At 65.2% G+C, this 23079-nt stretch carries 20 protein-coding genes; 6 read left to right on the forward strand and 14 right to left on the reverse strand.

What is annotated here, in order from left to right:
• Positions 1–10: 10 nt before the first annotated feature.
• Positions 11–1198, forward strand: a complete 1188-nt coding sequence (locus ACQR1W_RS05190; RefSeq protein ID WP_434849809.1) for an ABC transporter substrate-binding protein — start codon at positions 11–13, stop codon at positions 1196–1198.
• Positions 1199–1559: 361 nt separating this feature from the next.
• Here ACQR1W_RS05190 and ACQR1W_RS05195 read toward each other — a convergent pair whose 3' ends face one another.
• The 4 genes from ACQR1W_RS05195 to ACQR1W_RS05210 are packed head-to-tail and all read right to left on the reverse strand — an operon-like array spanning position 1560 to position 6167.
• Positions 1560–1952, reverse strand: a complete 393-nt coding sequence (locus tag ACQR1W_RS05195) for an MAPEG family protein (RefSeq protein WP_434849810.1) — start codon at positions 1950–1952, stop codon at positions 1560–1562.
• Positions 1953–1979: 27 nt separating this feature from the next.
• Positions 1980–3065 (reverse strand): lipocalin-like domain-containing protein, encoded by a 1086-nt coding sequence (locus ACQR1W_RS05200; RefSeq protein WP_434849811.1) that lies wholly within the window; start codon positions 3063–3065, stop codon positions 1980–1982.
• Positions 3055–5517 (reverse strand): FtsX-like permease family protein, encoded by a 2463-nt coding sequence (locus ACQR1W_RS05205; RefSeq protein WP_434849812.1) that lies wholly within the window; start codon positions 5515–5517, stop codon positions 3055–3057. Before ACQR1W_RS05205 ends, ACQR1W_RS05200 begins: the two co-directional genes overlap by 11 nt.
• Positions 5514–6167: an ABC transporter ATP-binding protein gene (locus ACQR1W_RS05210; protein ID WP_434849813.1), complete on the reverse strand. Its 654-nt coding sequence runs from the start codon at positions 6165–6167 to the stop codon at positions 5514–5516. The genes ACQR1W_RS05205 and ACQR1W_RS05210 overlap by 4 nt, the downstream gene beginning before the upstream one ends.
• Positions 6168–6367: 200 nt before the next feature.
• Here ACQR1W_RS05210 and ACQR1W_RS05215 point away from each other — a divergent pair, with 200 nt between their 5' ends.
• Positions 6368–7666, forward strand: coding sequence for an MFS transporter (locus tag ACQR1W_RS05215; RefSeq protein ID WP_434849814.1), 1299 nt, complete (start codon positions 6368–6370; stop codon positions 7664–7666).
• Positions 7667–7843: 177 nt separating this feature from the next.
• On the opposite strand, the gene ACQR1W_RS05220 is transcribed toward ACQR1W_RS05215, so the two are convergent.
• The 9 genes from ACQR1W_RS05220 to soxX all read right to left on the reverse strand — a co-directional run bounded on the left by ACQR1W_RS05220 (position 7844) and on the right by soxX (position 17224).
• Positions 7844–9565 carry an N-acyl-D-amino-acid deacylase family protein gene (locus ACQR1W_RS05220; protein WP_434849815.1) on the reverse strand — a complete coding sequence of 574 codons (1722 nt, stop codon included), beginning with the start codon at positions 9563–9565 and terminating at the stop codon, positions 7844–7846.
• Between the two features lie 296 nt (positions 9566–9861).
• Complete coding sequence (locus ACQR1W_RS05225; protein ID WP_434849816.1) at positions 9862–11079, reverse strand: MFS transporter; 1218 nt, start codon at positions 11077–11079, stop codon at positions 9862–9864.
• Positions 11080–11697: 618 nt separating this feature from the next.
• Complete coding sequence (locus ACQR1W_RS05230) at positions 11698–12744, reverse strand: MBL fold metallo-hydrolase (protein ID WP_434849817.1); 1047 nt, start codon at positions 12742–12744, stop codon at positions 11698–11700.
• 282 nt (positions 12745–13026) lie between these two features.
• The gene (gene soxB / locus ACQR1W_RS05235) at positions 13027–14769 is read right to left on the reverse strand and encodes a thiosulfohydrolase SoxB (RefSeq protein ID WP_434849818.1); all 1743 of its coding nucleotides are present in this window, start codon (positions 14767–14769) and stop codon (positions 13027–13029) included.
• A 27-nt stretch (positions 14770–14796) separates the two neighbouring features.
• Positions 14797–15108, reverse strand: coding sequence for a hypothetical protein (locus ACQR1W_RS05240; RefSeq protein ID WP_434849819.1), 312 nt, complete (start codon positions 15106–15108; stop codon positions 14797–14799).
• Positions 15105–15959 (reverse strand): sulfur oxidation c-type cytochrome SoxA, encoded by an 855-nt coding sequence (gene soxA / locus ACQR1W_RS05245; protein ID WP_434849820.1) that lies wholly within the window; start codon positions 15957–15959, stop codon positions 15105–15107. The genes ACQR1W_RS05240 and soxA overlap by 4 nt, the downstream gene beginning before the upstream one ends.
• A gap of 2 nt (positions 15960–15961) precedes the next feature.
• Positions 15962–16273 (reverse strand): thiosulfate oxidation carrier complex protein SoxZ, encoded by a 312-nt coding sequence (soxZ, locus tag ACQR1W_RS05250; RefSeq protein ID WP_008972390.1) that lies wholly within the window; start codon positions 16271–16273, stop codon positions 15962–15964.
• Positions 16274–16363: 90 nt separating this feature from the next.
• The gene (soxY, locus tag ACQR1W_RS05255) at positions 16364–16864 is read right to left on the reverse strand and encodes a thiosulfate oxidation carrier protein SoxY (RefSeq protein ID WP_434849821.1); all 501 of its coding nucleotides are present in this window, start codon (positions 16862–16864) and stop codon (positions 16364–16366) included.
• 24 nt (positions 16865–16888) lie between these two features.
• The gene (gene soxX, locus ACQR1W_RS05260) at positions 16889–17224 is read right to left on the reverse strand and encodes a sulfur oxidation c-type cytochrome SoxX (protein WP_434850429.1); all 336 of its coding nucleotides are present in this window, start codon (positions 17222–17224) and stop codon (positions 16889–16891) included.
• 156 nt (positions 17225–17380) lie between these two features.
• Here soxX and ACQR1W_RS05265 point away from each other — a divergent pair, with 156 nt between their 5' ends.
• A complete protein-coding gene (locus ACQR1W_RS05265) occupies positions 17381–18076 on the forward strand; it encodes a DUF938 domain-containing protein (protein ID WP_434849822.1) in 696 nt (231 codons plus the stop codon).
• Positions 18077–18256: 180 nt separating this feature from the next.
• Positions 18257–19498: an MFS transporter gene (locus ACQR1W_RS05270; protein ID WP_434849823.1), complete on the forward strand. Its 1242-nt coding sequence runs from the start codon at positions 18257–18259 to the stop codon at positions 19496–19498.
• Between the two features lie 277 nt (positions 19499–19775).
• On the opposite strand, the gene ACQR1W_RS05275 is transcribed toward ACQR1W_RS05270, so the two are convergent.
• Positions 19776–20321, reverse strand: coding sequence for a carboxymuconolactone decarboxylase family protein (locus ACQR1W_RS05275; RefSeq protein WP_434849824.1), 546 nt, complete (start codon positions 20319–20321; stop codon positions 19776–19778).
• Positions 20322–20452: 131 nt separating this feature from the next.
• Here ACQR1W_RS05275 and ACQR1W_RS05280 point away from each other — a divergent pair, with 131 nt between their 5' ends.
• The gene (locus ACQR1W_RS05280; RefSeq protein ID WP_434849825.1) at positions 20453–21637 is read left to right on the forward strand and encodes an acyl-CoA dehydrogenase family protein; all 1185 of its coding nucleotides are present in this window, start codon (positions 20453–20455) and stop codon (positions 21635–21637) included.
• Positions 21638–21787: 150 nt separating this feature from the next.
• Positions 21788–22927, forward strand: coding sequence for an acyl-CoA dehydrogenase family protein (locus ACQR1W_RS05285; RefSeq protein WP_434849826.1), 1140 nt, complete (start codon positions 21788–21790; stop codon positions 22925–22927).
• The last annotated feature ends 152 nt before the right edge of the window (positions 22928–23079 follow it).

A 23079-nucleotide genomic window follows, 5' to 3' on the forward strand; every position in this document is an offset into this window, starting at 1 on the left:
GAGAAAACTGATGAAATCGAGCTTGTTGGCCTTTGTCGCGGTCGGAGCCCTTTTGATGGCCGCGCCAGCATCGGCTCAGGTCAAGATCGGCATCCTCAACGACCAATCCGGCGTCTATGCCGACTATGGCGGCAAATATTCGGTCGAGGCCGCGAAGATGGCGATCGAGGATTTCGGCGGCGAAGTTTTGGGCCAGAAGGTCGAGATGGTCAGCGCCGACCACCAGAACAAGCCCGATCTCGCCACCTCGATCGCGCGGCGCTGGTATGACACCGAAGGTGTCGACATGATCACGGAGCTGACGACCTCCTCGGTCGCGCTCGCCGTGCAGGAATTGTCCGCGGAGAAGAAAAAGATCGACATTGTCGTGGGCGCCGCGACCTCGCGCATCACCGGCGATGCCTGCACGCCCTACGGCTTCCATTGGTCCTTCGACACCCACGCGCTCGCGGTGGGCACGGGCGGTGCGCTGGTCGAGGCGGGCGGCGACAGCTGGTTCTTCCTGACCGCCGATTATGCCTTCGGCTACGCGCTGGAGAAGGACACCAGCGACATCGTCAAGGCCAAGGGCGGCAAGGTGCTGGGCTCGGTGCGCATCCCGCTCAATTCCTCCGATTTCTCGTCCTTCCTGCTGCAGGCGCAGAGCTCGAAGGCCAAGATCATCGGGCTCGCCAATGCCGGCCTCGACACCACCAACTCGATCAAGCAGGCGGCCGAGTTCGGCATCGTCAAGGGCGGCCAGAAGCTGGCAGGCCTCCTGATGACGCTCGCCGAGGTGAATGGTCTTGGGCTCGATGCGGCCCAGGGCCTGATCCTCACCGAAGGCTTCTATTGGGACCATGACGACAAGGCCCGCGCCTTTTCGGAGCGCTTCTTCAAGCGCACCGGCCGGATGCCGAGCATGATCCATGCCGGCACCTATTCGGCGACGCTGTCCTATCTGAAGGCGGTCAAGGCCGCCGGGACCAAGGACTCGGATGCGGTCGTTGCCAAGCTCAAGGAGCTGCCGGTCGACGATGCGTTCGCGCAAGGCAAGGTGCTCGCCAACGGCCGCATGGTGCACGACATGTATCTGTTCGAGGTCAAGGCGCCGTCCGAGTCGAAGAAGCCGTGGGACTACTACAAGCTGATCTCGACCGTGCCGGGCGACAAGGCGTTCTTCTCAGCCAAGGAGAGCGGCTGCCCGCTCACGAAGTGATCTCGCAAAACCAACCGATGTGGCCCCGGCGAAAGCCGGGGCCCATACCGCGACCTGTCTTGAGGCTGGCCTACACGTCGAACCGGTTGCGAAAACAAATATCGCCGGTGGTTATGGGTCGCCGCGTTCGCGGGGACGACAGCGGAAGATGACGCTGGCGAGGAGAACAAGGCTGGCGAAGAGAATTGAGCTGTCGTCCCGGGCAAGCCCGGTGACGCAAAGCGTCAACGGGCGCCGACCCGGGACCCATACCGCGTGATCTGCCTTGAGGCAGGCTGGGCGTTGAACGTTCGCGCAACCAACACGGGCCGGTTATGATGCGTCTCGGCGCGAGGCCCGGACGACAGCGGTGGACGGATGATCAGCCGTGCAGGATCCGCCAGATGATCGCGACCAGCGCGCCGAGCAGCAGCGCGAAACTCGCGCTGGCCTGGATCGCGAAGCCGGGCCCGCGCTTGTTGGCGGCCTCTGCATAGGCGAACATGTAGAGCACGCGGCCCGCGATCCAGACCAGCCCGATCAAGGCAGCGATCGCGTCGCTGACATAGATCGCAAACAGCCACAATCCCGGCAGGAAGATCGGCATCCATTCCAGCGTGTTCATCTGCACGCGGAAGACGCGCTCGAAATCGGCATTCCCGATGATCGCCGGCGCCTTGACGCCGAAGCGGCTGCGCGCCTGTGATACGCGGACGCTGGTGTAGAAATAGAGCAGGATGGCCAGCACGGTGACCAGTGCGGTGAAGTGATGCATAGCGTGGTTCCCCTTGAACGCGCGGCCTCAATATCCCGTCAGTTCGAGATAGCCTACCCCCTGATGGCTGCCGGTGAAGCTGATCGGGCCCTCCCAATAGGGCACGCTGGTGGCCATCCAGGATTTCGAATTGAGCGGGATGGTCTCGAGTGCGATCGACAGCGCCGGGATATCCACGTGCCAGCTCACCGGAAGCTCGTGGCTGCCGATCTCCACGTTTCGCGTTGGCGTCATCATGATCCCGTCCGGCCCCAGCGGGCGGGCCTGGCCGTCGTCGCCGATCCATGTTCCCAACGTGTAGTCGCCGCTGCTCTGACGCATCCGGTACAGCATCAGCTTCTCGCCGGAGACGAAATGCAGCGCGAACCAGTCCCAGCCGCTCTGGTCGGACGCGAGCGGCTGGCTGCTCCATTCGCGGTCGAGCCAGGCTGATCCTGAAACCTCGACCGAGTGGTCGTCGAAGCTGAGATGACCGCGCGCGCGATAGAACGGCTGGCTGTAATAGTATGACGCCTGGCCGCGCTCGGATTTGCGGCTGTAACCATGATCGCCTTGCAGCACCACGGGACGATCCGCCTCGAGCAACAGCGCGTAGGCGAAGTTGGACGCGGACGCTGCGATCTCGATCGGCGCAAGCGATGCATCATCGGTGCGATCCGAGCCCGCGATCTGCCAATCGTCGATCCAGGCCTGGAACGGCTTGGCCACCACGCCGGCCTGGCCGACGCCGCCGCGCGCGAATTTCTCCGCCATGCGATGGCTGTCGGCGCGCGTCGCCGCCGCATGCGCCATCCAGAGCTGCTGATTGGCGAAACCTTCGCCCTGCGGCCCCGGTCGCGCCGCCTGGCGAAACAACGTCCACTGCAGGCCATAGGCGTTGCCGGCGACGTCGGTCAGGTTCGCGGTCACGTACCACCATTCGATGCGGAAATCGGGGTGCGGCCCGTGATCGGCGGGGAAGACGAACGCCTTGCCGGGCAGCACCTGCGCAAAGCCGTTGGCGTCCTCGCTCAAGCCCGCAAAGCCCTGTGCGCGGGCGGATCGCATCAGCCCGAGCAGCGCAGCGCCGCCGGCAAAGGCACGCCGTGTGATGATGGTGCGCCTAGCGCTCAATGGTGAACACCCTGACCAGATCGGCCGGCTGCATGCGCGCCAGCCGCAGCACCGGCAGCAAGGATGCGGCCACCGCCGCCAGCAGCGCCACGATCAGCAGCCGGATCAAGTGCAGCGGAAACACATCGAATGGCAGCCGCCAGCCGAACGCTTTCACATTGACGATCGCGATCAGGCACCAGGCCACCACCAGCCCGAGCGGCAACGCGAGGAACGCAGTGATCGCCGCGACCGACAACGTCTTCAACAGCTCGATCAGCGCAAGCCGCCGCCGCGTCAACCCGATCGCCCACAACGGTGCGAGCTGCGGCAGCCGCGCATTGGCGAGCGTCAGCAGGCTGGTCAACAGCGCCACGCCGGCGACGCCGAGCGTGAAGGCGTTCAGCGCGCCCGTCACCGCAAAGGTGCGATTGAAGATCTGCTTCGATTCCCGCTTGATGCTGGCCTGGTCCACGACATTGCGGCCATCGAGGCCGAACTGATTGGACAGCGCAGCGATCAAGGTCGGCACATTGGCCGGGTCGGTGCGCACCGCCATCCGCGTCAGCGGCGTCGCCGGGAAGCGGCGGGTCAATGCTGCCACGTTCACCGCGATCTGCCCCTTGGGATTGCCGTAGTCGGCATAGATGCCGACGATCTCGACGTCCCAGTCGCCGCCGGGCGCGGGGATATCGATGTGATCGCCGACCGACAGATTGAGCCGGCGCGACAATTGCTCGCTGATGAAGCCGGCATCGCCGGGCACCAGCCGCTTCCATGCATCGGAAGCCGATTGCAGCAGTGGCCAATGGTCGCGATAGGTCGCGTGATCCGGCAGGCCGAGAACATCGACCGGCGCGCCGGCCAGTTGCATCTCGGCGCGGCCGCCTGGCAGCACCGCCTCCACCTCGGGACGTGACCGCAGCCAGCTCTGGATCGCGCGCGCCTGGGCCTCATCGGCGGCGCTGACATAGATGTCGGCGGCGAGCCGGCCATCGAGCCAGACCAGGAATGTCCGGTTGAAGGTCTCGACCATGGTCGAGACACCGACATTGACTGCGAGCGCAAGCAGCAGCGCCATCAGCGCCAGCGACAATCCCGAGATTTGCTGCCGGCCGTCGGCCCAGAACCATTGCACCAGCGCCTGCCGCGCGCCGCGCTCGCCCAACCGCAATGCGAATTCCAGGATGGAGGGCAACAGCAGCGCCGCGCCGAGCATCAGGGCCGCGAGCACACCGAAGCCGGCGAGCAACGACTGACCGAGCCATAACAGCAGGGCCGCGACCGCGAAGAAGGCGAGCGCCAGCGCGCTCTGCAGCTTCAGCCAGCGCCGCTGCGCGTCCTGCCAGGCATAGGCTTGGGCTGAGCTGAGGATCGGCAGCCGCAGCGCCTTGATCAGGCTGGTCGCGGCGGCTGCGAGCGCGCCGATGATGCTGATCCCGAGCCCCGCGAGCCACCATTCCGGCTGCAGGCTCAATTCGCCCGGCACCTGCGCGCCATAGAGTCCGCGCAATGATGCGGCGACGTTCGGCAGCAGCGCGGCGGCAATGACATAGCCGCAGACCAGGCCGGCGAGACCGGCTGCCAGCGCGAACACGACGAGCTCGGCAACCAGCACCGCGTTCAGCTGCCGCGCGGAGACGCCGCAGGCGCGCAGGGTTCGCAGCATCGGCAGCCGCTGCTCGAAGGCCAAACCGACGGCGGAGTTGACGATGAAGAGCCCGACCACGAACGACAGCAATCCGAAGGCCGTGAGGTTGAGGTGGAAGCTGTCGGTCAACCGCTCCAGATCCGTCTCGGCATCGGGCTCGACCTGCATCAGCCGGTCGCCGACGATCTGCTGCAGCGGCTTGCGCGGTCCATGGCTGTTGCCGACCAGGAGCCGCGAGATTTGATCTGATTTGCCGAGCAGCTGTTGCGCGGCGCCGATGTCGACCACCAGCACGCCAGGGGCGAACTGCGGCTGCAGCTTGAGCGGCGGCAGCGTGGCATCATTGCTGAGCCGCGGCGTGTCGCCCTGCTTCAATTCGAGATCGGCCAATGTTTCGGGCGCGACCAGGGTCTGTCCTGGCGGGATCAGGAAGGCTTCCAGATCGTTGCGGCCGAGCGTCGGCGCGTTGCCGACCTCGACCGGCAGCGAGATCGGCTCGATGCCGAGCAGCCGGGCCGAATGGCCGTCGATCTGCACGCGCCCTTCGACGACCGGCGACACCGGCCAGCCGGCGCGGCGCAATTCGGCGAACAGCGCCTGCGGAAACGCCTTGCCGTCGCGCGCCACCAGCATCGGCGTGCGCGCGCCGCCAAAGATTGCCGCTGCCCGATCATAGGACTGGCGTGCCTGCTGGTTCAGGGCCTGCACGCCGCTCCACAGCGCCGTGGCCGAGATCAGCCCGATCAGCAGCGTGGCAAGCTGCATCGGATGGCGCCGCCAATGGCTGAGCAGGACAGCGAGGATCCAGAGCACGCGCCTCATGCCACGCGTCCGGCGTGGAGCGTGACGTGCCGGTCGAGCATCGCCGACAGCCGCATGCTGTGCGTCACCATCAGAAAGCCGCAGCCGGTGCGCCTGACCAGGTCGCCGGTCAGCGTCATCACCTCGTCGGCCGTCGTTTCGTCCAGATTGCCGGTCGGCTCGTCGGCGAGCAGCAACAGCGGCTTCACCGCCAAGGCGCGGCCAATGGCGACGCGCTGCTGCTGGCCGCCGGACAGCTGTTCGGGATAGCGCTGCAGGACGGCGGCAAGGCCGAGACGCTCCACCAATTCGGCGTGCCAGGCCGGATCATGCCGGCCGGCCAGCCGGGCCTGAAAGCTGAGATTGTCGGAGACCGACAGACTCGGCACCAGGTTGAATTGCTGAAACACCAGCCCAAGACGCTCGCGCCGCAGCGCCGCTCGCTCGGCATCATCCAGCGCGCCGATCGAGGCGCCTTCGAGCTTAATGTCGCCGCTATCCGCCGCATCGAGGCCCGCAATGAGGTGCAACAGCGTGCTTTTGCCGGAGCCGGATTCGCCGGTGAGCGCCACGCGCTCGCCGCTGGCGACGTCGAGGTCGACGCCGCGCAGCACGCTGATCGGCTCACCGGCCGACCGATAGGTCTTGAACAGGTTTCGAACGCTTAACACGACCAACTGCCATTTTGCGTCACGGCATATAGCAAGGCTCACGTGCAAGATCACGGTCTCGTTTGCACAGCAGCGCGCAGATCTCCGGTATCGTGTTGGGGGGCCGGCAAACCCGCGGGGTTGCGCCGGCTTGAGTCGCGCGGCTAGCATGTCGTCATGCCCGGCCAACAGGGCGAATGAAGTACGACGGGAAGGAACATATGGCCGCAGCCACACGGATGCAGACGCCCAGGGAAACTCCGAAGGGCGCCTGGACCATTACATGTCTCTTGTTTCTGTTCATGGTGGTTAACTTCGCCGACAAGATCGTGGTGGGGCTCGCCGGCGTGCCGATCATGACCGATCTCGAGCTCACCCCCGAGAAGTTCGGCCTGCTCGGGTCTTCGTTCTTTTTCCTGTTCTCGATCTCCGCAATTGCGGTCGGCTTCCTGGTCAATCGCATCGCAACGCGATGGGTCCTGCTGGTGCTCGCGCTGATCTGGGCGCTGGCGCAGCTACCGATGGTCGGCGCGGCCGGCTTCACGACCTTGCTGATCTGCCGTGTCATTCTCGGCGCCGGAGAAGGTCCGGCTGCCTCGGTCGCAATCCACGCCATCTACAAATGGTTCCCGGACGAGAAGCGCGCGCTGCCGACTGCCATCCTGACGCAAGGGTCGGCCTTCGGCGTGATCATCGCGGTGCCCGCCTTGAACTTCATCATTGTCCGTTACGGCTGGCATTATGCCTTTGGCGCGCTCGGGGTGGTCGGGCTGGTGTGGGTTGCCGCCTGGTTCGTGCTCGGCAAGGAAGGTCCGTTGGCTGCGATCGAAGCGGTTGCGACGCGCGAGGTCCGTGTGCCCTACGCACGGCTCCTGCTGTCGCGCACCTTCATCGGCTGCATCGCCGCGGCCTTCAGCGCCTATTGGGCGCTGTCGCTCGGACTGACCTGGTTCACGTCCTTTCTCATCAAGGGCCTCGGCTTCAGCCAGGAGCAGGCCGGCATCATCTCAGTGCTGCCATGGATCTTCGGTGCGACCGTCGTCATTACCGCCGGCTTGCTGTCACAGACGCTGATGGCGCGCGGCTATTCGACGCGCATCGCCCGCGGCGTGCTCGGAGCTGCGCCGCTTGTTGTCGGCGGACTGCTGATGGCGCTGGTGCCTTATGGCGGCACGGCCGCTGTTCAGATTGCCCTGATCGTGGTCGGCTCCGGTCTGTCCGGAGCGATCTACGTGGTCTGTCCGCTGATGATCGGCGAGTTCACGCCGGTCGCACAGCGCGGAGCTGCGATCTCGATCTACGGCGCGGTCTACACTCTGGCCGGCATCATCGCGCCGAATGTGATGGGCAGAGTGGTGCAGGGCGCCGCCAATGCGCTCGACGGCTTTCTGCTTGGCTTCCAGGTCAATGCGGTGGTCCTGGTGATCTCGGGCTTGCTTGGCCTCGCGCTGCTCTGGCCCGACACCGAGCGCGCGCGCTTGCAGGCGGCTCGGGAGGCAACAGCGCCGGAGTTTGCGTAAGATCTGGCACTCCGCGTGACGTCGGCCGTGCCATGACTCCGCGTCGTCACCCGCGAAGGCGGGTGACCCAGTATTCCACCGCCGTTAGATGCTAATCACTACCGTCTCGGCGTACTGGATGCCCCACCTGCGCGGAGCATGACGACGTTGTCGATGGAAGCCAAGCGCGCTAGCAGTTCACTGCACGCTTGCCTGTGTGCCCCTGATCAGCCGTCCCGGGCGTGCGCCGGTGGCCTCGCCATTCCGCCGCGTCACCACGCCGGAGACGATCGTCGCCTCGTAACCATCGACCTGCTGCATCAGCCGGCGGCCGCCGACCGGCAGGTCGTAATGCACCTTGGGCGGATGCAGATGCAGCCGGTCATAGTCGATCACATTGACGTCGGCCTTGTAGCCGGCGGCGATCAGGCCGCGATCGTTGAGCCCGACCGAGAGTGCCGTCTTGCGGGATTGCGCGGCAACCACGAACGGGACCGACAGCCTGTCGCCGCGCTTGCGGTCGCGGGTCCAATGCGTCAGCAGATAGGTCGGAAAGCTCGCATCGCAGATGATGCCGCAATGCGCGCCGCCGTCGCTCAGGCCCGGCACCGCGCTCGGATCGCGCAGCATCTCGTAGGTCGCATCGAGATTGCCGTCCGCGTAGTTGAGGAACGGCACGTAGAGCATGCCGCGGCCGTCGTCCGACAGCATCGCATCATAGGCGAGCTCTTCGGGCCGGCAGCCTCTCGCGCGCGCCTGCGCGCCGAGTGCGTTCTCCGGCGGCTGCTCATAGTCCGGCGGATCGCCGAGCAGATACATCTTGTCGTAGTTCGGCCGGAAGAACAGCGGGTCGTCGGTCGCCGTGGCCTGTTCGCTCAGGATCGCCGCGCGCAGCTCGGGCCGGCGCATCTCGGCGACGCGCTCGGCCAGCGGCAGATGGGCTATTTTCCTGTAGCTCGGATGGGTCTGCAGCGGGTTGCGCGACAGCTCCAGCCCGAGCAGCAATCCGACCGGCCGGGCTGCGATCTGGGTCGTGACGGAGAGGCCGCCCGCGGCGGCCGCGTTGATCTCGGCCAGCGTCTGCCGCCAGCGCTCCGGCGCGCGGTCATTCTGCGTCACGGAGAAAGAAATCGGACAGCGCGTTCTCTCCGCGACCCGCAGCATCATCCGCAGATCTTCGTGGATGGTGGAGATGTCGAGCACGAATTGCAGCACGCTGCGGCCTGCGCTCTGCATCGCGCCGGCGATTGCCGTCAGTTCGTCCTCGCCGGCCTTGAGCGTCGGCGTGTAGTCGCCGGTCGAGGTGCGATGATTGAGCGTGCGCGAGGTGGAAAACCCGAGTGCGCCGGCGCGCACGGCCTCGCTCGCGAGCGCCGCCATCGCGCGGTTGTCGTCCGCCGTTGCGGGATCGCGCCGCGCGCCGCGTTCGCCCATCACATAGACCCGCAGCGCCGCATGCGGCAGCTGCGTGCCGATATCCATGTCGAAGTCACGCTCGGACAGCCAGTTCACATACTCAGGAAAGCTTTCCCAGGCCCAGGGTATCCCTGCCGACAGCACCGGCTCGGGGATGTCCTCGACGCCCTCCATCAGCTGGATCAGCCGCTGATGATCGGCCGGGCGGCAGGGCGCGAAGCCGACGCCGCAATTGCCCATGATTGCGGTGGTCACGCCATTCTGTGACGACGGCGAGATCTCGTGGCTCCAAGTCACCTGGCCGTCATAATGCGTGTGCACGTCGACGAAGCCGGGCGTGACCAGCTTGCCCTTGGCGTCAATTTCTTCGCGGCCCTTCGCCTGAACTTTCCCGACCTCAGTGATGCGCCCGCCGCTCATGGCGACATCTGCTTCGTAGAGCGCGCGACCTGTTCCATCCGCAATCGTGCCGCCGCGGATCACGAGATCTGGTTGAGCGGTCATGGCGTTCTTCCCCGGATGTTGTTGTTATCGGGATATCATCGGCTGATGCGGAATGATGTCAACCTACTGGAAGAGACAGCAGCGTTGCGCGGCGAAGCAGCTCGCGCCGAGATCAACTCCGAGCGTAGCGCGAAGATCAGAGAGATGCCTGCGGCTGCGCCCTCTCCGCCTGTGGGAGAGGGCATGTCAAATGGAGCAGCAGGCTCGGTCGGGTGAGGGGTATGCCTCCACGCGCGTCGTTTGCGGAGAGATACCCCTCACCCAACCGAGTGCGTCGACGGGCGCGCCCTAGGAGACTACGCCTTCGCCTTCTTCGGCTCGGTGAAGAACGCCAGCACGATCGTCAGCACCATGAAGACCACGGAGGCGCCGAACACCCAGCGCGGCGCGTTCATGTCCATGATCCAGCCGAACAGCAGCGGGCTCACGACGCCTGCGAAATTAAAGCCGGTGGAGACGATGCCGAACGCGCGCCCCGCGGCGCCCGGAGGCGCGGCGTTGCGCACCAGCATGTCGCGTGAGGGCGCGATCACGCCGCTGAGGAAGCCGGCCAGCAGCATCACGGCGGTGAGAAGGACGGTCGGCAAGGTGAAGAACGTGATCGCCAGCACCAGCACCGTGTTGATGGCGTAGGCGACGGCTGCCACCAGGTTATGATGGCGGATCCGGTCCGCGAGATATCCGCCGGCGAGAACGCCGACGGCGCTGGCGCCGAGGAAGGCGGTCAGCGCGACGTTGGCGCTCGAGAAGGAGATGCCATAGCCGCTCATCAGCGCCACCACGCCGAAGCTCGAGATGCCGGAATTCGAGAGGCTGAGCAGCATGAAGAAGAAGGTGAGCAGGATCAGCAGCGGGGTCAGCAGGTTCGGCTGCTTGGCCTTGCCGCCATCGGCGTGATGCGGATGCGGCGGGACCTCCGGCACATTGCCCAGCAGCAGCAACAGCGCGGTGATCGGACCGACCAGGCCCGCGACGATCAGAGCGGCGAAGCCGCCGATGGTGGCGACGAGTGCCGCCATGATCGCCGGCGCCACCGCGCTGCCGAGATAGCCCGAGAAGGTGTGCACGCCGAAGGCGCGCCCCATCCGCTTCTCTTCCATGTGCGCCGAGAGCAGCGCGTAGTCGGACGGATGATAGACGGCGTTGGCGAGGCCAAGCAGCACGGCTGCGACGATGAGGCTCGCGTAGCTCAGATAGAGACCCAGGGCTACGAGCGACAGGCCACCCAGCGTCAGGCCAAGCAACAGGATCCGGCGGGCGCCGGCGTGGTCGACCAGATAGCCGACGGGGGCCTGGGTCAACGCCGACACCACCGCGAACAGGGTCAACGGCAAGCCGAGCTCGACATAGCCGACCCCGAGCTGTTCCTTGAGGAACGGGAACAGCATCGGCAACACCAGCATGTGGAAATGGCTGACCCAATGCGCGAGCGAAACCAGCACCAGCGTGCGCACCGACGATGCCGCCCTGGTCGGGAGCTCGGTCTGTTGCGATGCGGTGAGGACGTCAGCCATGAATTATCCCGTTTCCTTCCCGGCGCATGGAACTCGGGTCCTATTACCGCAAGACGGAGACCGGCCATGGAATGCAGCATGCGCGACAATGCGCCACACTATCGGCGATTGCGGTTCATTGTCCATGAACGCAGCCGCATGGCACATGCGCGCCCCAGAGGCTGTTGCCTGCGGCGTCCGGATACCCGGTATCGTTGCTGATCGCTGGCCGCACGATGGAAACATGAGACGCATGCTGCCCCAGCAAAAATAGCGTCGTCCCCGCGAACGCGGGGACCCATAACCACAAGCATTTGTGTGGAGACGCGCTGTGGCTCCAGTGCGCCCGCGCAGGATCAGCGGTGTTTATGGATCCCGGGTCGCGCTCGCTTTGCTCGCTTGCCCGGGACGACAGCGGAGGCGGACGCGCGCATCCCTCATTGGGTGCCGCGCTGGGTCGGGCGAGGCCAGACGACCACAACTACTTGTCTGGAGACGGGCTGTTGCTCCAGCGCGCTCGCGCAGGACCGGCGGTGTTTATGGATCCCGGGTCGCGCTCGCTGTGCTGGCTTGCCCGAGACGACGGCGGACGAGGTCGCGCGTACCCATCATCCCCTGCAGCATTCCCGCAGCGCTGGATCAGGCGAGTCCGGCCACCACCGGGCCGCCGGCTTTCTTCCAGGCATCCAGTCCGCCCTCGATATGGGCGGCATTGGCGAGCCCGGCCTCTTGCGCAGCGTTCACCGCCATCGCGGAGCGTTCGCCATAGGCGCAGAAGAACACGATGCGCCGGCCCGTGGCGGCGGCCACCTCGCGCAGCATGCCGCCGGGTCTGAGACTGTCCTCGATGGCTGGATAGGGCGCGTGCAGCGCGCCCGACAGGGTGCCGTGCTTGGCGCGTTCGCTGGCTTCGCGCAGATCCACCAGCAGCACGTCCGGCCTGCCCAGGCATTCGATCGCCTGGCGCGCCGACAGCGATAGCCCCTGCTTGGCCAACTCTTCCTGATGCAGCCCGACTCGCATATTGGCGGGCACCGCCACGTCCATCATCTTCGGATTAGGCAGTTTCAAGTTAGCCATCAAGCTCACGTAGTCGTCGACTGAGCGGACCTGCAGGCGCGGATTGTAGCGGCGCTCCTCGCCGATGGTGGAGACGGTGTCGCCCTTGTAGTCGTGGGCGGGATAGACCAGCGTTTCGTCGGGCAGCCGCAAGAGCCGATTGAAGATCGAGTCATATTGCGCCCGCGCGTCGCCGTTCTGGAAATCGGTGCGGCCGGTGCCGCGGATCAGCAGCGTGTCTCCGGTGAAGACGCGGTCGCCGGTCAGGAAGCTGTAGGAATCATCAGTGTGGCCCGGCGTGTACATCACGTCGAGGCTGAGGCCCTCGATTCCGATTCTGTCACCATCCGCGACTCGCATCGCCACCACGTCGGCCTTGGTCTGCTCGCCCATGATGGTGACGCAATGGGTGCGGTCGCGCAAAGCACCGAGGCCGGTGACATGATCGGCGTGCAGATGGGTGTCGACGGCCTTGACCAGCTTCAGGTCGAGCTCGCGCAACAGCTGGCAGTAGCGATCGACCTTCTCCAGCACGGGATCGATGATCAGCGCCTCGCCGCCCGTGCGGCTCGCCAGGATGTAGCTATACGTGCCGGAGACGCTGTCGAACAATTGGCGGAAGATCATCGGCGTATCCTCGCAATTTGGACTGAGGGCCTCGTGATGCGAGGCATCGTCCGGAGACGGAGCGGTCGCGCCTGATCTCCACGAGGGGCCAGGACGTGCGCTGGGAGGACCTTCGTCCCTGTGGAGCCAGACAGGCGAAAAGGACTGCGGCGAGCTGGCAGAACAGCTCGTTTATACTCCTCTTCCATCTGAAGATGGAATAATATTCTGCTGAAGACCCGTGGTCCTGCACAGCGGCATGATTGCAGCGGTCGTGCTCAAGGCGGATCGGCGCTCACACCGTCAGGACGGATCCGCCAGTCCCGGATTGCCGTCGACACCGCTCAGTACGACGCTGTGCGCGCTGATCGAGGGCGCGGCCGACCGGAGATGGCTTGCGACCACCTCCCACACCGGTTTGCCGGTCTGCGCGTTCATCGAGGCCCAGCCCGCGACTTTGTAGCGCCGGTTGGCTTCGAGCGCTTGGCCGCCGGTCCGCTTGAGATCCGAGATGCGGCGGCCGATCGCCTCTGACGGAGCGCAGCGATAGGTCAGCCCGCCGACCCGCACCATGTCGCCGCCCTGCTGTAGATAAGGGTCGGCGTTGAAGAGGTTGTCGCAGACATCCTCCAGCACATCCTTGATCTCGCTCCCCGTCATCTCCTGGACGTAGGTTTCGGGATAGGTGATGGCGGTCTGTGCCAGGAGGTCCTCCATGGTCACGGACTGGCCGGCGAGCATGGTGGGGCCCCAGCGGAAGCCGGGCGAGAATGCGATTTCGGCATCGAGCTCGTTGCGCAAGGCGTCGCAGATCAATTCGTCCGTCGAGCCTTCGAAATTGCCGCGACGGTAGAGCAGACGCTCGGCGGTGGCGACCTTGTCGCTCCAGACAGCCACCTGCGGCTGCTGCAATTGGTCGATCAGCGCCTGCATCGCCGGATCCGGCTTCAGGAGCTCGGAATAGACCGGCAGCAGTCTATAGCGCACGTCGGCAATATGGCCCTTGGCGATCTCGAGATCGAGCACGGCCAGAAACTTGCCGTTCGAACCCGCATTGGTGACCAGCGTGGTGCCGTTGGCATTCTTGACGACGACCGGCTGCGGCACCGCATCATGGGTATGGCCACCGAGGATGACATCGATGCCGGTCACGCGGCTGGCAAGCTTGAGGTCGACATCCATGCCGTTGTGCGACAGCAGCACCACCGCATCCGCTTTCTCTTTGCGCAACTCACCGACCAGCGCCTGCAGCTCCTCCTCGTGGATGCCGAAGGTCCAGTCCGGCGTGAAGCGTTTCGGATGCGCAATCGGAACGTAAGGAAACGCCTGGCCGATCACGGCGATGCGAAACCCGCCGATCTCCTTGATCGTCGCGGGCTTGAACACGCGGCGCGAGACCGGGTCGAACGCCTTGGCGTCGTTGAAGGCGGCTTCCTCGGTCAGGAACACGTTCTGGGCCAGGAACTCGCCCTTGAAGCGGGCGAGGTTGTCGCGCAGGGCCGCCTCGCCATAGGTGAACTCCCAATGCCCGGTCATCGCCTCGATGCCGAGCAGATTGGCGGCCTCGACCATGTCGGTGCCCTGCATGGTGTTGGCGAGCCCGCTGCCCTGCCAGAGATCGCCGCCATCGACGAGCAGCGAGCGATGCTCGCCGACATCGCCGCGCAATTTGTCGACCAGGGTCTTCAGATGCGCGAAGCCGCCGAGCCGGCCGAAGCGCGGCGCCGATTTCTCGAATTCGAACGAGGTGAAGGCGTAGGCCTCGGCGCTATCAGGGCGGATGCCGTAGCGATCGAGGAAGGCGCGTTCGACCAGATGCGGCGGCTGGCCCCACATCGTACCGATGCCGATATTGACGCTGGGCTCGCGGAAATAGACCGGCCTCAGCTGCGCATGCGTGTCGGTGAGATGCAGGATGCGGACATTGCCGAAGCGTTCGAGATCGTAGAGGCTGACCGTCTCGGCGCTATGCGCAGGGCGCAGCAACGCCGGCGTTGCAAGCGCGGCGCCCGCAAGTTTCAAAAAATCCCGGCGCCGAACACTCATCGCCTTGCATCCGTAGCTCTGGCCAACCTAACGGATCTCCATCGCCTTCCAGCGCTGTTTCTCGGAGGTCGCCTGGAAGATCGAGGCCTTTGCCAGCGCTTCCGCGTCCTGGGCCGACTTGACGGCCTCATCGAAATTGCCGGCCTCGGCCGCCTTCTTGGCGGTGGCAAGCGCGGCTTCCGTCGTCGTCCATTGGTTGCGCAGGCGTCCGGCTTCCTTCTCGGCAGCATCGGCCGCGGCAAACGCCGTCTTGAAATCGGCTTCCGAGCTCGCGCGCGCGGCGCTACCCGCGGCAAGCAGGATAACGGTGACGATGATCGCCTTCATGGCCGGACTCATGGTCTTGCTCCTGGTCCCGAGATCGGCAGGCCGTTCGAGACGTAGGAGAGATAATATTCGAGGTCGCGATATTCCTCGGATTGCGGCTCCAGCGGCACGCCGCGGATCTGGCTGTTGCAGGTCGTGAAGCGGCGGCTGATCGTCCCCATGCCGCTCCATTCGGAGCGGTAGATCGGCATCGCATTCAGGATGCCGAGCGCCGGCGCCAGGATCTCGGCGCGGATGCGCTCGCCGGGATTCTGGACGTGGCAGCTTGCGCAGGAGAAATTGAGCTGGCCGCGGCGGGTGTAGAAGTACTCCTTGCCCTTTTCAAAGGCCTCGAGCGCGCGCGGATCGTCAGGGATCTTGATGTCGAACGGCTTGCCGCGCGAGGTGGAGGCCATGTAGGCCGTGAGCGCGGCCATCTCATCCTTGACGTAGGAATAGGGCGCCTCGTCATTGGCTTCGCGGCAGCGGTTGAGCGCGAGCTCGAGCGTGACGACCTTGCCTTCCTTGTCGTCGAAATAAGGATAGGTCTGGCGGATGCCGATGCCGCCATTGGCAAAGCAATCCGCATAGCTCCTGCCGTTCTTGAACGGCTTCTCGAACATCTCCTTGCCGGCCTCGAGCGCGAATTCGTATGGCGGAAACTGCTCCTTCTCCTCCCACTGCTTCCGCATGTCCTCGTTCATCGAATACGGCCCGTTGACGAAGTCCTCGAACTTCACCTGCGGAAATTTCTTGCGGAAGAAATCCTGGAACGCCTTTGCATCAGCCGCCGGATCCGGCTTCTCGGCGGCCGGCGCGGCGACGGCCGGCGCAACGAGCGCGAGCACAGCGGCGAGGAAGGGAAGGGCGGAGTGGATACGCATGTCTACTGGATCTTCGCGGTCAGGCTGTCGGTTGCGCCCTTGTTGTCGACCCAGCTCACCTTCAGATCGTCGCCCTTGGCGCCGCCCTTGAAGGCGAATTTCACGTAAGGGTCCTTGGAGACCGCGGTGCCCCAATCGGCGAGGAACACGGTTTTGCCATTGTGCTCGAAGGTGAGCTGCTGGATGAAATGGGCGGGGATCAGCTCGCCCTTGGCGTCCTTGATCAGGCCGGTGTCCATCGGATGCTGGATCAGGGTCTGCACGTCCGTGACGTCGCCGTTCTGGATCGCGCGCACGCGGATGCTCGATGCCATTGTCTTGTCCCTAAGTCTTGTCCCTAAGCTCTTTGTTGGCGCATGCCCTGGTCGGAAAACCGGTTCCCACTTTTCCGTGGCATGCGCGTCCTAACCGCCGCAGCCGCCGACCGTGACCTTGACCTCTTTGGTCGCGCTGTAGAGCTTGCCGCCGGATTCGACCAGCGCAATCACATTCGAGGTCTTGGCCATCTTCAGCCGGTTCGCCACCGCCGGCACGGTGCCTTCGGGGATCTTGTACGATGCCGCCAGCGCGTTCGGATTCTCGCTGACGACGAAGGAGATCGAGGTGACGTCCGGCAGCGTGGTGGTGACGGCGATCGGCACCACGCCGCCATTCTCGGCGATTTCGGGCGCATCGAGCTTGATCTTGTCGGACGGCTCGTGCTCCCGACCGTACAGCGCCTTGATCGCCTCGGCTGCGCCCTTCAGCTTGAAGGCGTCCTCCGGATAGGGGTCGTTGGCGGCGAAGGCGGGCGCAGCGCCGAATGCGGCGTGACCAAGGCCGATCAGCGTCACGGCGGCGACGCCTTTGAGGATCAGGCGGCGCGTCGCCAACTGTTCGGCGGAGCAGCCCAAACTGGCGGTCATCTCACATCTCTCCAAGGTGCGGATCTAGAGGGTCTGCAGGAAATCGACGATCGCGTTGATTTCCTGCTCGGTCAGAATGCGGTTGCGGCCGAACGGCGGCATCGCGGTCTGGGGGTTGCGCTTGGTCTCGTCGTTGAGGATCGCAACCAGCTCATTACGGTCGTAACGGAGCTTCAGATTCTCGAGCTTCGGCCCGATCGAGCCGGGCAGATCGCCGCTCTTGATCTGATGGCAGGTCAGGCAGTTGCCTTTGCTGCGATCGAAGGCGAGCTTCTGGCCCTCGCTGACTGCCGATTGCGCCTGCGCGACCGGCGCGGCAATCAGACAGAGCCCCAGCGCCAGGGCGGTTTTCGTGAACAAGCGTGAGGGCAAGGTGTGTTCCGGGCGTTCGCTGTACCGCAGTACTATAGGATTTCAGAAGCATAAACACTATCGGCTGACAATGCAGCAACGGGCTGGCGTCGGGCCGAGTTTCTCGATTTCGGCTCATGAGAGCTGAGTTTGAAGGAGATCATGATGGCCGAGTATGTGGTCGAGTTCGGCAAGGACGGCCGGCGGGTGGAACCCGACGGACGCCTGGATGCTGCGGCCTTTCACCGCAACCATCAGCCGATCTGGGCAGTGCTGGCGCGCCTTCTCGGCCAGGCGACCGGCGACGTGCTGGAGGCGGGCAGCGGCACCGGCCAGCACGTGGTCCATTTTGCCCGCCGCAGTCCCGGTATCATCTGGTGGCCCACCGACTACAACGAGCAGCACCTCAAGAGCATCGCGGCCTGGCGCGCGCATGCCGGCCTGCCGAACGTCCAGCCGCCGCGGCAGATCGATCTCTCCGATTCCGCCTGGTGGACAAAACTGCAGGCCGATGACGGTCCGGCGGCGCTGCGCGCCGTGTTCTGTGCCAATGTGATCCACATCGCGCCATGGGCCGTGGCCGAGGGGCTGTTTGCCGGTAGCGCCCAGGCGTTGCAGCCGGACGGGCTGCTCCTGCTCTACGGCCCGTTCAAGCGCGACGGCAAGCACACGGCGCTCAGCAACGCGGTGTTCGACACCTCGTTGCGCGAGAGCAATCCGGACTGGGGCGTGCGCGATATCGCCGATCTCGTCGCCCTCGCCGCACGCGTCGGGCTCGAATTGCGTGAGACCGTCGACATGCCCGCCAACAACATGATCCTGGTGTTTGGGCCGGGCGAAGGTCGGCCGGTCTCGGATTGACGTGGCTCAAGTCCCTCGGCGCGTTCGGGTGAAATACATAACCCAGATGAACTCAGCCCACCACGCTCCCCCAAAAGAGCCATGCTGCATGGCCCGCATCCGTTCGGGCCGGTTGCCGGGACCGTGCCTTCTCCTCATAAGAGGGACTTAAAGAGCGAGCGGCCTCGCGTGGACCGATAGATGACCGAGTTGACGGCAGATGGCGAGATCACCGACGACGCGCGGGCGCGGCGCAATGTGGCGCGGCTCGCCGCAGCGCAGGCGCTGACCGGTGCCAATTCGGCGGTGATCTTCGCGACCGGCGCTATCGTCGGCGCCACCATCGCGCCCGATCGCGCCTTCGCCACGGTGCCGATCTCGATGTATGTGGTCGGCCTCGCGGTCGGCACCTTGCCGACTGGCGCGATTGCACGGCGCTTCGGTCGCCGTACCGCGTTCATCATCGGCACCGGCTTCGGCGCCGTCACCGGCCTGCTCGGCTCGCTCGCCATCCTGCGCGGCTCGTTCGCGCTGTTCTGCGCTGCAACCTTCCTCGGTGGCCTCTATGGCGCGGTGGCGCAGTCTTATCGGTTTGCCGCCGCCGACGGCGCCAGCGAGACGTTCCGGCCCAAGGCGGTGTCATGGGTGATGGCGGGCGGCATCTTCGCAGGGCTGTTGGGCCCGCAGCTCGTGCAATGGACCATGGGCGTCTGGCAGCCTTACATGTTCGCCTTCAGCTATCTGGCGCAGGCGGTGATCGCGCTGGTCGCGATGGCGATCGTGGCAGGCGTGGATCTGCCCAGGCCTGCAGCTGCCGATCTGCACGGCGGCCGGCCGCTGCTCGACATCATCAGACAGCCGCGCTTCATCGCGGCCGCCTTGTGCGGCAGCATCGCCTATCCGGTCATGAACCTGGTGATGACCTCGGCGCCGCTTGCGATGCAGATGTGCGGGCTCACCGTGGCCGATTCCAATTTCGGCCTGCAATGGCACATCGTCGCGATGTACGGCCCGAGTTTCGTCACGGGCTCGTTGATCGCGCGCTTCGGTGCGCCGGTCATCGTCGCGGTCGGTCTGACCTGCGAGGCGGTCGCCGCCATGATCGGGCTTTCGGGCCTCACCGCGATGCATTTCTGGACGACGCTGGTGATGCTGGGGCTCGGCTGGAATTTCGGCTTCGTCGGCGCCTCCGCGCTGGTGCTGGAGACGCACACCTCCTCCGAGCGCAACAAGGTGCAGGCCTTCAACGATTTCCTGATCTTCGGCCTGATGGCGCTGGGCTCGTTCTCGTCAGGGCAATTGCTCGCCAATTTCGGCTGGTCGGCGGTGAACCTCGTGGTGTTTCCGCCGGTGCTGCTAGGGCTGTGCGTGCTGGCGCTGGTCTGGTCATCGAAGCGGCGCGCGCAGCTCGAGCCCGTGCCCGAATTGCCGGAGCCGATGTAGGCGAGGGCCGGCGAACTTTGTTGTCGTAGCGAGTTGAGTCCGCGCGTCTGGTGCACCCTCTCCCCTCGACGCGACGGCGAAGCCGTCGTCGGCAGTGGGAGAGGGTGGCTGCGCAAAGCGCAGCCGGGTGAGGGGTCTGCCGCGGGCTTAGAGCTCCATGTGCACCAACCCCTCACCCCGGTGAGTTTGTGGCGACGCCTGTGTAGCCCTCTCCCGCAAGGGGAGAGGGCGCAGCAATTGGCACCGCAGCGAAGAGGCCGCCGATCTTCGGATCGCCTCACTTCAACTCCGACACCTGCCCTTCCGGCAGATCGAACTCGAACGTATTCAACGTCATCGACACCATCGTGTAGTAGCCGCACAGGCCGATGATCTCGACCAGCCCGCGCTCGCCGAGCAGCGCAATGGCCTCGGTGTAGAGCGCATCGGTCACGCCATGTCCCTCGTGCAGGGACTTCGCGACGTCATAGATCATCTTCGCCTTGGGATCGCTGAACGAAGGCGTGCGGCGGTCGCGGATGTCGTCGATGATCTTGACATCAAGCCCGCCCTGCAATGCCAGCCGCTTATGCGCGTACCATTCGTAAGGCGCGGTCCAGTGCCGCGCGGTGACCAGAATTGCGATCTCCGAGAGGGCGGCGGGAAACACCGTGTCGTAGCGCAGGAAGGCGCCGAGCCGCGTCGCGTGCCGCGCCATCTCCGGGCTGTTGAGCCAGGCCATCATCGGTGGCGGTGGCGAACCGCGCTTGCTGGCGATCGACTCGTCATAGGTCTGGCGCTGGTCCGCGCTCATTTCGCCAGGCGAAAGAAGTTTCAGCCGCATGTCGGTGTCCTTCCTGATTTCAAAGCGTCACGCCAACGCAGATACCACCGCATGCGGCGTGACATCGATATTGAATTTCGACTGTCCTTGAGCTTAGGTCTCAGGCAACAATCTTGACAATGGAAACGCCGATGGCCGATCTCGAAACATTCCGTCGCGAAGCCCGCGCTTGGCTTGAGGCCAACTGCCCGCCGGAGATGCGTACGCCGATGACCTCGGAAGAGGATACGTTCTGGGGCGGCCGCCACGCGAAATTCTCCTCCGAGCCGCAGCGGATCTGGTTCGAGCGCATGCGCGACAAGGGCTGGACGGTGCCGCACTGGCCGAAGGAGTACGGCGGCGGCGGGCTCGACGGCGAGGAGGCCAAGATCCTGCGCCAGGAGATGGCTGAGCTCGGCGCGCGGGCGGCGCTGACGTCGTTCGGCATCTCCATGCTCGGGCCGGCGCTGTTGAAATACGGCACCGAGGCGCAGAAGCGGGAGCATCTGCCGAAGATCACCGCCGGGCTCATTCGCTGGTGCCAGGGCTATTCCGAGCCGAACGCCGGCTCCGATCTCGCCTCGTTGCAGACCCGCGCCGAAAGTGACGGTGACGACTTCATCATCAACGGCCAGAAGATCTGGACCTCCTACGCCAACTACGCCGACTGGATCTTCTGTCTGGTGCGCACGGATCCGGCGGCGAAGAAGCACGACGGCATCAGCTTCATCCTGTTCGACATGACGTCCAAGGGCGTCTCGACCAAGCCCATTCTCTTGATCTCCGGCCGCTCGCCGTTCTGCGAAACCTTCTTCGACAATGTCCGCGTGCCCAAGGCCCATGTGGTCGGCCAGATCAATCGCGGCTGGGACGTCGCCAAATATCTGCTGCAGCACGAGCGCGCGATGATCTCCGGCATGGGCGAGCGCGGCGTCGGCCGGCCGCTTGGCCAGATCGCGGCGGATGCGATCGGCAGCGATGGCCAGGGTCGGCTCGACGATGCGCTCCTGCGCGGGCAGATCGCGACATTCGAGGTTGACGAGGCCGCGCTCGCGGCGGCCGCCGAGCGGATGACCGATCTTGCCAAGGCGGGGCAGGGCCATCCGGCGTTCTCGTCGGCCATGAAATATTACGGCACCGAGCTCAACAAGCGCCGCTACGAGCTTCTGATGTCCGCCGGCGGCATCGACGCGCTGGAATGGGAGAGCACGCGTTCGCGCGAAGGCGCCCGTCCGCGCGCCTGGCTGCGCACCAAGGCCAATTCGATCGAAGGCGGCACCAGCGAGGTGATGCTCGGCATCGTCGCCAAGCGCATCCTCGATCTGCCGGGGGCGTAGTTCGTCTCCGTCATTCCGGGGCGGCGCGAAGCGCCGAGCCCGGTATCCATACTCACGATGGTGGTTATGGATTCCGGGCCTGACCCTTCGGGCCATCCCGGAATAACGTGCCTCAATTGGACTGTCATCGTTACACTTGGACTCTAAGCCATGCCCCTCCTCCTCACCGAAGAACAATCCATGCTGCGCGACAGTGCGCGCGGGCTGATCAGCGATCACGCGCCGGTGGCGCATCTGCGAGCCTTGCGCGACAGTCGCGACGAAACCGGCTTCTCGCGCGAGCTCTGGGCGACTTTCGTCGAGATGGGGTTTGCCGGCCTGCTGGTGCCGGAGGAGCATGGCGGCTCAGGCCTCGGCGCGGTCGAGGCCGGCGTGGTTATGGAAGAAATCGGCCGCACCTTGATGCCGTCGCCGTTCCTGTCATCGTCTGTGCTGGCGGCCTCGGCGCTGACGCGTGGTGGCACCCCGGCGCAGAAGGCGGAGCATCTGCCGAAGATCGCGGATGGCTCACGGCTGGCCGCGCTCGCGCTCGACGAGGGCGCCAAGCATCGGCCGCTGCACACCGCCATGCAGGCCGCACGCTCCGGCAACGGCTTCAAGCTCAATGGCGCCAAGGCGCTGGTGGTCGACGGCCACGTCGCCGATCTCCTGATCGTTGCGGCGCGGAGCGGAGGCAGTGCCGGCGAACACGACGGGCTCACGCTGTTTCTGGTCGATCCCAAGGCGAAAGGCGTTGCGATCGAGCGCACCGTAATGGTCGATGCGCACAACGCGGCGCGGATCACCTTCGACAATGTCGAAATCGATGCCGATCACGTGCTGGGCGAGGTCGATGGCGGCTATAAGCTGCTTGACGGCGTGCTCGACCTTGGCCGCGGCACCGTCGCCTCCGAAATGGTGGGTTTGAGCGAGGAGGTGTTCGGCCGCACCGTGGCGTATCTGAAGGAGCGCAAGCAGTTCGGCAAGGCGATCGGCGAATTCCAGGCGCTGCAGCACCGCGCCGCGCATCTCTATATCGAGATCGAGATCACCCGCGCTGCGGTGCTGAAGGCGCTGCAGGCGCTCGACACCGATCCGGCCAACGCCGCTGCGCTCGTTGCTGTCGCCAAGGCGCGGGCTGGCGCCACGGCGACCCGCGCAGTGCAGGAGGGCGTGCAGATGCATGGCGGCATGGGCATGACCGATCAGTTCGACATCGGCTTCTTCATGAAGCGCGCCCGCGTCTGCGAGGAGCTGTTCGGCGACGCGAACTACCACGCCGACCGGCTGGCGCAGATGCGGGGGTATTGAGGACGCCATGTTGAGGTGCGCTGTCATCGCCACCTCAGTGGTCATCGTCCGCGAAGGCGGACGATCCAGTACACCGAGAAGGCGGAGATAGATCGAGAGGCCGCGGAGTACTGGGTACCCCGCCTTCGCGGGGTACGACAGTGCGTGTAGTT

It is taken from the genome of Bradyrhizobium sp. HKCCYLS1011 (assembly GCF_051167795.1).
Classification (GTDB): Bacteria; Pseudomonadota; Alphaproteobacteria; order Rhizobiales; family Xanthobacteraceae; genus Bradyrhizobium.

Coding starts and splice junctions, on each gene's coding strand:
- ACQR1W_RS05190 (WP_434849809.1), top strand. CDS start 11: ATGAAATCGAGCTTGTTGGCCTTTGTCGCGGTCGGAGCCCTTTTGATG.
- ACQR1W_RS05195 (WP_434849810.1), bottom strand. CDS start 1,952: ATGCATCACTTCACCGCACTGGTCACCGTGCTGGCCATCCTGCTCTAT.
- ACQR1W_RS05205 (WP_434849812.1), bottom strand. CDS start 5,517: ATGAGGCGCGTGCTCTGGATCCTCGCTGTCCTGCTCAGCCATTGGCGG.
- ACQR1W_RS05215 (WP_434849814.1), top strand. CDS start 6,368: ATGGCCGCAGCCACACGGATGCAGACGCCCAGGGAAACTCCGAAGGGC.
- ACQR1W_RS05220 (WP_434849815.1), bottom strand. CDS start 9,565: ATGACCGCTCAACCAGATCTCGTGATCCGCGGCGGCACGATTGCGGAT.
- ACQR1W_RS05225 (WP_434849816.1), bottom strand. CDS start 11,079: ATGGCTGACGTCCTCACCGCATCGCAACAGACCGAGCTCCCGACCAGG.
- ACQR1W_RS05230 (WP_434849817.1), bottom strand. CDS start 12,744: ATGATCTTCCGCCAATTGTTCGACAGCGTCTCCGGCACGTATAGCTAC.
- soxB (WP_434849818.1), bottom strand. CDS start 14,769: ATGAGTGTTCGGCGCCGGGATTTTTTGAAACTTGCGGGCGCCGCGCTT.
- ACQR1W_RS05240 (WP_434849819.1), bottom strand. CDS start 15,108: ATGAGTCCGGCCATGAAGGCGATCATCGTCACCGTTATCCTGCTTGCC.
- soxA (WP_434849820.1), bottom strand. CDS start 15,959: ATGCGTATCCACTCCGCCCTTCCCTTCCTCGCCGCTGTGCTCGCGCTC.
- soxZ (WP_008972390.1), bottom strand. CDS start 16,273: ATGGCATCGAGCATCCGCGTGCGCGCGATCCAGAACGGCGACGTCACG.
- soxY (WP_434849821.1), bottom strand. CDS start 16,864: ATGACCGCCAGTTTGGGCTGCTCCGCCGAACAGTTGGCGACGCGCCGC.
- ACQR1W_RS05265 (WP_434849822.1), top strand. CDS start 17,381: ATGGCCGAGTATGTGGTCGAGTTCGGCAAGGACGGCCGGCGGGTGGAA.
- ACQR1W_RS05270 (WP_434849823.1), top strand. CDS start 18,257: ATGACCGAGTTGACGGCAGATGGCGAGATCACCGACGACGCGCGGGCG.
- ACQR1W_RS05275 (WP_434849824.1), bottom strand. CDS start 20,321: ATGCGGCTGAAACTTCTTTCGCCTGGCGAAATGAGCGCGGACCAGCGC.
- ACQR1W_RS05280 (WP_434849825.1), top strand. CDS start 20,453: ATGGCCGATCTCGAAACATTCCGTCGCGAAGCCCGCGCTTGGCTTGAG.
- ACQR1W_RS05285 (WP_434849826.1), top strand. CDS start 21,788: ATGCCCCTCCTCCTCACCGAAGAACAATCCATGCTGCGCGACAGTGCG.